This window comes from Archangium sp., from assembly GCF_036389735.1.
Lineage (GTDB): Bacteria > Myxococcota > Myxococcia > Myxococcales > Myxococcaceae > Archangium.
In genome coordinates this window covers 1-7,361 of the sequence record NZ_DASVWK010000415.1, presented here as the reverse complement: position 1 = coordinate 7,361, position 7,361 = coordinate 1, and the positions used below count along the sequence as shown (strand labels likewise).

The 7,361-nt window shown below is 69.7% G+C and carries 5 protein-coding genes and 1 pseudogene; 4 read left to right on the top strand and 2 right to left on the bottom strand.

Translation table 11 applies throughout. The features are described 5' to 3' along the window. The 3 genes and pseudogenes from VF794_RS14915 to VF794_RS14905 all read left to right on the top strand — a co-directional run. A pseudogene (locus VF794_RS14915) lies at positions 1–1,463 on the top strand (RCC1 repeat-containing protein); the annotation flags it as partial. A gap of 105 nt (positions 1,464–1,568) precedes the next feature. Next, positions 1,569–3,935, top strand: a complete 2,367-nt coding sequence (locus VF794_RS14910; RefSeq protein ID WP_331110917.1) for an RTX toxin — start codon at positions 1,569–1,571, stop codon at positions 3,933–3,935. Between the two features lie 306 nt (positions 3,936–4,241). After that, positions 4,242–4,763 (top strand): Fis family transcriptional regulator, encoded by a 522-nt coding sequence (locus tag VF794_RS14905; RefSeq protein ID WP_331110915.1) that lies wholly within the window; start codon positions 4,242–4,244, stop codon positions 4,761–4,763. Between the two features lie 50 nt (positions 4,764–4,813). On the opposite strand, the gene VF794_RS14900 is transcribed toward VF794_RS14905, so the two are convergent. Next, positions 4,814–5,377, bottom strand: a complete 564-nt coding sequence (locus VF794_RS14900) for a hypothetical protein (protein WP_331110913.1) — start codon at positions 5,375–5,377, stop codon at positions 4,814–4,816. A 129-nt stretch (positions 5,378–5,506) separates the two neighbouring features. After that, entirely contained in the window at positions 5,507–6,151 is a 645-nt protein-coding gene (locus VF794_RS14895) for an SCO family protein (protein WP_331110911.1), read from the bottom strand. 218 nt (positions 6,152–6,369) lie between these two features. Between VF794_RS14895 and VF794_RS14890 the strand changes: the two genes are divergently transcribed. After that, positions 6,370–7,361: PAS domain-containing protein (locus tag VF794_RS14890; RefSeq protein ID WP_331110909.1), on the top strand; the 992-nt coding region annotated here is incomplete at its 3' end.

Here is a 7,361-nt window from a genome sequence, read left to right as displayed (position 1 = left end):
ACTCCCTGGCGCTGCGTTCCGACGGCACGGTCTGGGCCTGGGGTAACAACGGCCAGGGCCAGTTGGGGGATGGGACGACCACCGGGCGCAACACGCCGGTGCAGGTGCAGGGCCTCAGCGGTGTCCAGGCCCTCGCCGCGGGCTCCGGACACTCCCTGGCCCTGCGTGTCGATGGCACCGTCTGGGCCTGGGGTTACAACTACGATGGCCAGTTGGGGGATGGGACGATCACCCGGCGCACCACGCTGGTGCGGGTGCAGGGCCTCACGGATGTCCAGGCCCTCGCGGCGCACACCCAACATTCCCTGGCCCTGCGTGCTGACGGCACGATCTGGGGCTGGGGCAGCAACATCCATGGCCAGTTGAGGACGGGGACGGCAACCTGGTGGCGCTCCCTGCCCGTGCAGGTGCGGGGCCTCACGGGTGTCCAGGCCCTCGCGGTGGGCCAATTACACTCCCTGGCCCTGTCTTCGGATGGGACGGTCCGGGCCTGGGGTCACAACGACTACCGTCAGTTGGGGGATGGGACGGTCGACAGGAGCACCACGCCGGTGCGGGTGCAGGGCCTCCCCGGGGTCCAGGCCCTCGCCGGGGGCTTCCACCATTCCCTGGCCCTGCATTCCGACGGCACGGTCTGGGGCTGGGGCAACAACAGCCATGGCCAGTTGGGGGCTGGGACGACCAGTACCCCGCAGCAGGTGAGGGGCTTCGCCGGGGTCCAGGCCCTCGCGGCGGATGGTCAATATTCCCTGGCCTTGCGTTCCGACGGGACGGTCTGGGCCTGCGGCTTCAATGGCGATGGCCAGTTGGGGGATGGGACGACATCCAGCCGCTTCCAACCCGTGCAGGTGCAGGGCCTCATTGGCGTCCAGTCCCTGGAGGCGGGCTCCTACCACGCCCTGGCGGTTCGTTCTGATGGCACGGCGTGGGCCTGGGGTCGAAACGACGATGGCCAGTTGGGGGATGGGACGAAAACCGGGAGCCGCACGCCCGTGCAGGTGCAGGGCCTCACCGGGGTCCAGGCCGTCGCGGCGAGCGAATCACACTCCCTGGCGCTGCGTTCCGACGGGACGGTCTGGGCCTGGGGCAACAATGGCCGGGGCGAATTGGGGGATGGGACGACCACCGGGCGCACCGCGCCCGTACAGGTGCGGGGCCTCACGGGTGTCCAGGCCGTCGCTGCGGGCAACTATCACTCCCTGGCGCTGCGCTCCGACGGGACGGTCTGGGCCTGGGGCAACAATGGCTATGGCCAGTTGGGGGATGGGACGACCACCGGGCGCACCACGCCCGTACAGGTGCAGGGCCTCGCCGGGGTCCAGGCCGTCGCGGCGGGCAACCATCACTCCCTGGCCCTGCGTGCTGACGGGACGGTCTGGGCCTGGGGTTTCAACCGCGAGGGCCAGCTGGGGAACGGGGAACAAGCAGCGATACCGTCACCCGTGCAGTCCCTGATGCCTTGAGCCAACTCGGGATCCGGGGCGCCGTCGGGGTGCTCCCCGCCTGAACGCGGGGCCACCCGCGGATTTCCTGCATGATTTTCCGGGTCACCGGCTCCATTCGGGACAATGACTCACTCGTGGAATTTCCGTCCCCGCCGCGGCCTGCTCGGCATCCTCTGTCTACTCCCCGCCCTCTGGATGGGCTCCGGTTGCAGCAGGAGTGGCTCGGACAAGACGCCCACCGCCCCGGCCACTGACACCGTCAGCGCCTCCTTCTCCATCGCCCTGGACGAGGCGAGCACCTCGTCCGTCTCCCGCCCCGGGCGCGTCTCCTCCCTCGCCTTCTCGACCGCGGACATCACCCGCATCCGCATCAACGTGAAGGAAGTGAGCACCGACACCCTCATCTACGAGAACTTCGAGCTCACCAAGACGGACAGCAAGTGGGCCGGGACGCTCCCCTTCCTGCCCAGGGACAAGCCCGTCACCTTCCTCGCCAAGGCCTTCAACGCCTCCAACGACGTGCTCTTCAGCGGCAGCACCGACCAGACGCTCACGGCTGACAGACAAACCGTCACCATCGTCCTGGCTCCCAGCAATGACAACAAGCCCATCACGCTGCCGCGCATCACCCGAATCACCATCCCGGCGGCCTTCCTCGAGGACAAGAGCGGCAACATCGGCTTCTCCATCGTCGCCGCCCCCCAGGAGAAGCTCACCTACGCCATCAACCCCGCCTCGGGCGGGGGCTCCTTCCTGCCCCAGCGCGGCTTCATCACCCTGGTGGCCGCCGCCGGCACCTTCGTCAGTCAGTACACGCCCCCGGATGTCTCCGAGGAAGCCGAGTTCACTCACGAGCTCACCGTCACCAACGCGGCGGGCCACTCGGTGACGACGACCTTCAAGACCCGGGTGCTGCCGGTCGGCGGCCACGAGGACGTGCTCGAACCGCGCATCGAGGTGGTCTTCAATCCCGTCATCAACGCCATCGCCGCCCACCGTCCGGTGGGCACCAGCGACGTGCTCTGGAAGGCGACCGTGGTGGATGACGCGCCCCTCACGGAGCTGTCCTACCAGTGGAGCTTCTCGGCCACCGGCACCTTCGACCCCGAGCCTTCCCTCACCGACGAGGGGACCACCAACCCCGTCAGGATGTTGAACTACACGCCCCTGCTGCAGGGGACGCTGACGCTCGTCGTCACCGACGCCCGGGACGGGAAGACCACCCTGACGTACGCGCTGACTCCGGACCAGTTCCCGGATGACTTCCATGAGGAGGGCGACCTCGGCGGGCTGCGGAGCATCAGTACCGGCAGCAACCACAACTGCGTGTTGCTGGATGAGGGCGAGGTCCGCTGCTGGGGGTACAACGCCTCCGGCCAGCTCGGCTACGGCAACACGGTCACCATTGGCGACAACGAGCGCCCCTCCAAGGTCGGCAACGTCGACCTGGTGGACAAGGCCGTCCAGGTCGTCACGGGCGGCGACCATACCTGCGCCCTGCTGGACAGCGGCTTCGTGCGCTGCTGGGGTCGCAACGACCACGGCCAGCTCGGCTACGGACACACCGACAACGTCGGCGATGGCGAGCCGGTGGTGAGCCAGGGCTACGTGAACCTGGGGGGCCGGGCCACGAAGCTCACGGCCGGGATCCACCACACCTGTGCGGTGCTCACCACGGGCAAGGTCCGCTGCTGGGGCTACAACATCAACGGCCAGCTCGGCTACGGCCACACCGACAAGGTGGGTGACACCGAGGCCGTGTGGACGGCGGGCGACGTGGATGTGGGTGGGCTCGTCAAGGACGTCGCCGCGGGCGGCTATCACACCTGTGCGGTGCTCACCACGGGCAAGGTGCGTTGCTGGGGCTACAACGCCCACGGCCAGCTCGGCCATGGCAACACCACCTGGATTGGTGACGACGAGGACCCCTCCTCCGTGGGCGAGGTCGACGTAGGAGGCCCCGTCAAGCAGCTCAGCACGGGCAGCTATCACACCTGCGCCTTGCTGGAGACGGGCACGGTGCGCTGCTGGGGCTACAACTGGCATGGACAACTCGGCTATCCGGGCCACGGCACCATCGGTGACGACGAGACGCCCGCGTCGGTCGGTGATGTCAGCGTGGGCGATACCGTGCTGCAGGTCGTCGCGAGCAAGAGTGACATCTGGGGCCGTTCCCATTCCTGCGCCCTGCTGAGCACGGGTGGCGTCAAGTGCTGGGGCTACAACAACGAAGGCCAGCTCGGCTACGGCAACACCACCCAGCTGTCCCAGCCGTCCGCCTCCACCGTGGACCTGGGAGGGACCTCCGCTTATGCCATCTCGGTCGGCTGGGCTCACACCTGCGCCCTGCTGATCACCGGCAAGGCCCGGTGCTGGGGCTACAACGGCAACGGCGAGCTCGGCTACGGCCACACCTCCTGGATTGGTGACAACGAGCCGCCCTTCTGGGCGGGGGATATCGAGATCGTCGCTCCGGGCGTCGCTCCGTAAGTCGCCCCCTGGGGCCGGGGAGGACACGCTCCGGCCCGAGCCCCCTCCGCCCCCACGGGGTGCTCCCCGCCGGCCCATCCCGACAGGTTTCGTCGGCCCCGTCTGCAACTGTAACTCCATGTAAATACTGGGGGAAAATCGCGTCCGGGGCCGAAACTCCGGCCCCGGCGCACTTGCCCGATTCGACGGGAAACCCGACTTGCGTTAGGCTTTGTCCAAGTCGCAGTCAATGACGGAGGAGGTCTGCCTTTGACACCGCGGGGTTATCGCGAAGAGGAACTCGTAACGAACCGTGCCTCGGTCCTGGTGACCGGGGGAACGGAGGACGAGCGACGAACGTGGGCGGCGGCGGCGGCGCGACACTTTTCTCATGAGGGTCCGCTCGTCGAGGTCCGTCTGCCCGAGCAGATGGGCGAGGCGCTGAAGAAGCCTCGCGGGGTGGTGTTCATCCCCGACGTCACCCGCCTCACCAGCAGCGCCCAGGGGCTCATCGTCCGCTGCCTCCAGACGCAGGAGGAGCGGCCGAAGATCGTCGTCGGCCTCTCCGGCCTCGTCGAGCAGGCCCGCTCCAAGGGCACCCTGCGCGAGGACCTGCTCTACCGGCTCCACCGCGCCCAGGTCGACCTGACCGCCGAGGGCATGCGCGAGGTGCTCGCCCAGTACCGCGCTCGCCTCGCCACCGAGGAGGCCGCTCGCAAGGCCGAGGCCGAACGGCTCGCCGCCGAGAAGGCCGCCCAGATGAAGGCCTCCGGTGTCTCCATGAAGAACTCGCGCATGCGCAGCAAGGTGGCTCCGCGCGCCACCTCGCCCAAGGTGACGCGCGGGTAGCGGGGCCTCCCGGGGCACGCTGACAACCCCCGGGGCCAGCTCCCCTCACGCTAGTGGCGGTGCTTCTGGCCTCGCTTCGCCTTGAAGCCACCTTCCTTCGGGGCCGTGGCCTGCTTCGGCGACGTCGTCGCCACCGGGCTCGTCTTGCGTCCCGACGTCTTGCGGCGCTTGGGCGCGGCCTCCTCCAGGTCCGGCGCCACCTTCAGCGGGTGCCTCGCGGGTTTGGCCTCCTTGAGGCGCACCTGCACCGCCTCCACCTCCGCCAGCACCCGCTCCGCCGTCTCGCGCTGCTCCCGAGGCACCTTCGTCACGCGCCTCACCGGGCGTGGCTGCATGGGACGCGCCTGCACCGGGCTCGCCCGCATGGGCCGCTCCAGCCGCGGCTCCGTCTCCCACATCGGGCGGGTGTTGGGGCTCGCCGCCGCCCGCGCCGGTTCGCGCACCAGCCGCATCACCCGCTCCCGGGTCGGCAGCAGCTCCTGGAGGCGGTCCATCATCCTCACCGCCGTGACGGTGCTGTCCACCACCACCTTCACCCCTTCGGTGCCCACCCTCACCGCGGCTTCCTTCAGCCGCTCCACGAGCCGCGTCGCGCTCAATTCCATGTCCATCATTCCCCTCGCTCTGGTCCCTTTCCGGCCAAGGTATGCACGGAGGGGCGGCTTGGAAGCGGCGCGTCATGAACCGCGCCCCAGGGGAACTGTCAGGCGTCTCGTCGGCTGCTCGGCTCCTCGCCCTCCGGGCTACTCGCCGCCGCGCACCAGTTGCTTCGCCTCGCGCAGCAGCCGCTCCACCTCGTCGTCGTGCTCGCTGTTGTAGTAGCCGCGAATCTCGCCGGTGCGGTCCACCAGCACGAAGTGGCTGCCGTGGAAGATGTTGGGGAGGTCCTGCGGGTCCTCCTCGTTGCGCCCCATGGCCATCTTGAAGCCGCCGACGATGATGCCCTTGAGTTGCTGGTAGTCGCCGGTGAGGAAGCTCCAGCGCGCCGGGTCCGCCCCGTGCTTCGCCGCGTAGGCGGTGAGGCGCTCGGGGGTGTCGTACTCCGGGTCCACCGAGAAGGAGACCAGCGCGAGCTGTCCGCCGAACTCGTCCGTCTGCTTCTGGAAGCGCGCCATCTTCTGGGTGAAGACGGGGCAGATGGTGGGGCAGCGGGTGAAGATGAAGTTGGCCACCCAGGGGCGCCCGGCGAGCTGCTCGCGGCCGAAGGGCTGGCCGTCCTGGCGCGTGAAGGTGAAGGAGGGCAGGGCGCCGTAGCGCTCCAGGGGCTTGGAGCGCAGCAGGCCCACCGCGATGGCGATGCAGCACACGGCGCAGGCCAGGGCCACCCACAGGAAGCGGTGGGCGGAGCGCTGCACGGGGCCAGGGGGAGTGGGGGCGTCGGTGGACATGGGGTGCGCTCCGACAGCTAACGGATGCTCCCCGAGGGCACAAGGCCGGAGACGCCGAGGCCGCCTCCCCTCTCCCTGGACGGGCTTCACGCTCCCCGGGTGTCCGCTACTCCTACCTTGGGTGCCCGGCGGTCGCGCCTCTCCGGTCGCCGCCCAACAGTCTGACCCGCCCCCGCGAGCGGACATCGGGGGCCTCTGCTAAGCCTGTCCTCGCGCCCATGAAGGAAAACCACGAGTCGCCAAGAATTCCGACCGGGGGGCCGGAGAGTCGGGCCCCAGCGGGATTCGACCCGCTGCTCGACGGTGTCACCGATGGCATCCTCGTGGTGGACCGTCAGTGGAGGCTCTCCTGGCTCAACGCCGTGGGGGAGCGACTGCTGGGCCGCTCGCGCGAGCAACTGCTGGGGCAGGAGCTGTGGGCCGCGCTGCCCGGGGTGGTGGACTCGGCCTTCGCCCCCGCGTGGCGCCGCGCCATGGACGCGCGCACGCTGGTGACGGTGGAGGACTTCTTCGCGCCCGCCCACCTGTGGCTGGAGACGCGCGCCTTCCCCTCGGGCGAGGGCCTCGTCGTCTTCACCCGGGACGTGTCCGAGCGACGGCTGGCGGAGAACGAGCGGGTGCGGCTGCTGTCCGCGGAGCAGCTCGCGCGCTCCAGCGTGGAGAACGAGCGCGCCCGCTTCCAGGAGATGCTGATGCTGGCGCCCGCCTCCGTCAGCATCACCCGGGGGCCCGAGCACCGCTTCGTCTTCTCCAACCTGCTGCACCGCCGCTTCTACGGGGGGCGCGACCTGGTGGGCCTGGCCGCGCGCGAGGCCCTCCCCGAGCTGGAGGGCCAGGGCGTCTTCGAGGTGATGGACCGGGTCTTCTCCACGGGCAACTCCTACGTGGGCCGCGCCCGGCCGGTGCGGGTGGTGTCGCGCCCGGGGGCCTCGCCGTCCGAGGAGATGTTCTTCGACATCGCCTACCACCCGCAGCGCGATGGCTCCGGGCGGGTGGAGGGCGTGGCCATCTTCGCCTACGACGTGACGGACCTGGTGCGCTCGCGCCGCACCGCCGAGGCGCTGGCCCGCGACTTGGGGCACAGCGAGGAGCGCTTCCGCTCGCTGGTGACAGCCACCTCGGACATCATCTGGGCCACGCCGCCCTCGGGCGAGTTCGTGGAGGAGCAGCCGGGCTGGAGCGCCTTCACCGGGCAGTCGCGCGAGGAGTG

Coding starts and splice junctions, on each gene's coding strand:
- VF794_RS14910 (WP_331110917.1), top strand. CDS start 1,569: ATGACTCACTCGTGGAATTTCCGTCCCCGCCGCGGCCTGCTCGGCATC.
- VF794_RS14900 (WP_331110913.1), bottom strand. CDS start 5,377: ATGATGGACATGGAATTGAGCGCGACGCGGCTCGTGGAGCGGCTGAAG.
- VF794_RS14895 (WP_331110911.1), bottom strand. CDS start 6,151: ATGTCCACCGACGCCCCCACTCCCCCTGGCCCCGTGCAGCGCTCCGCC.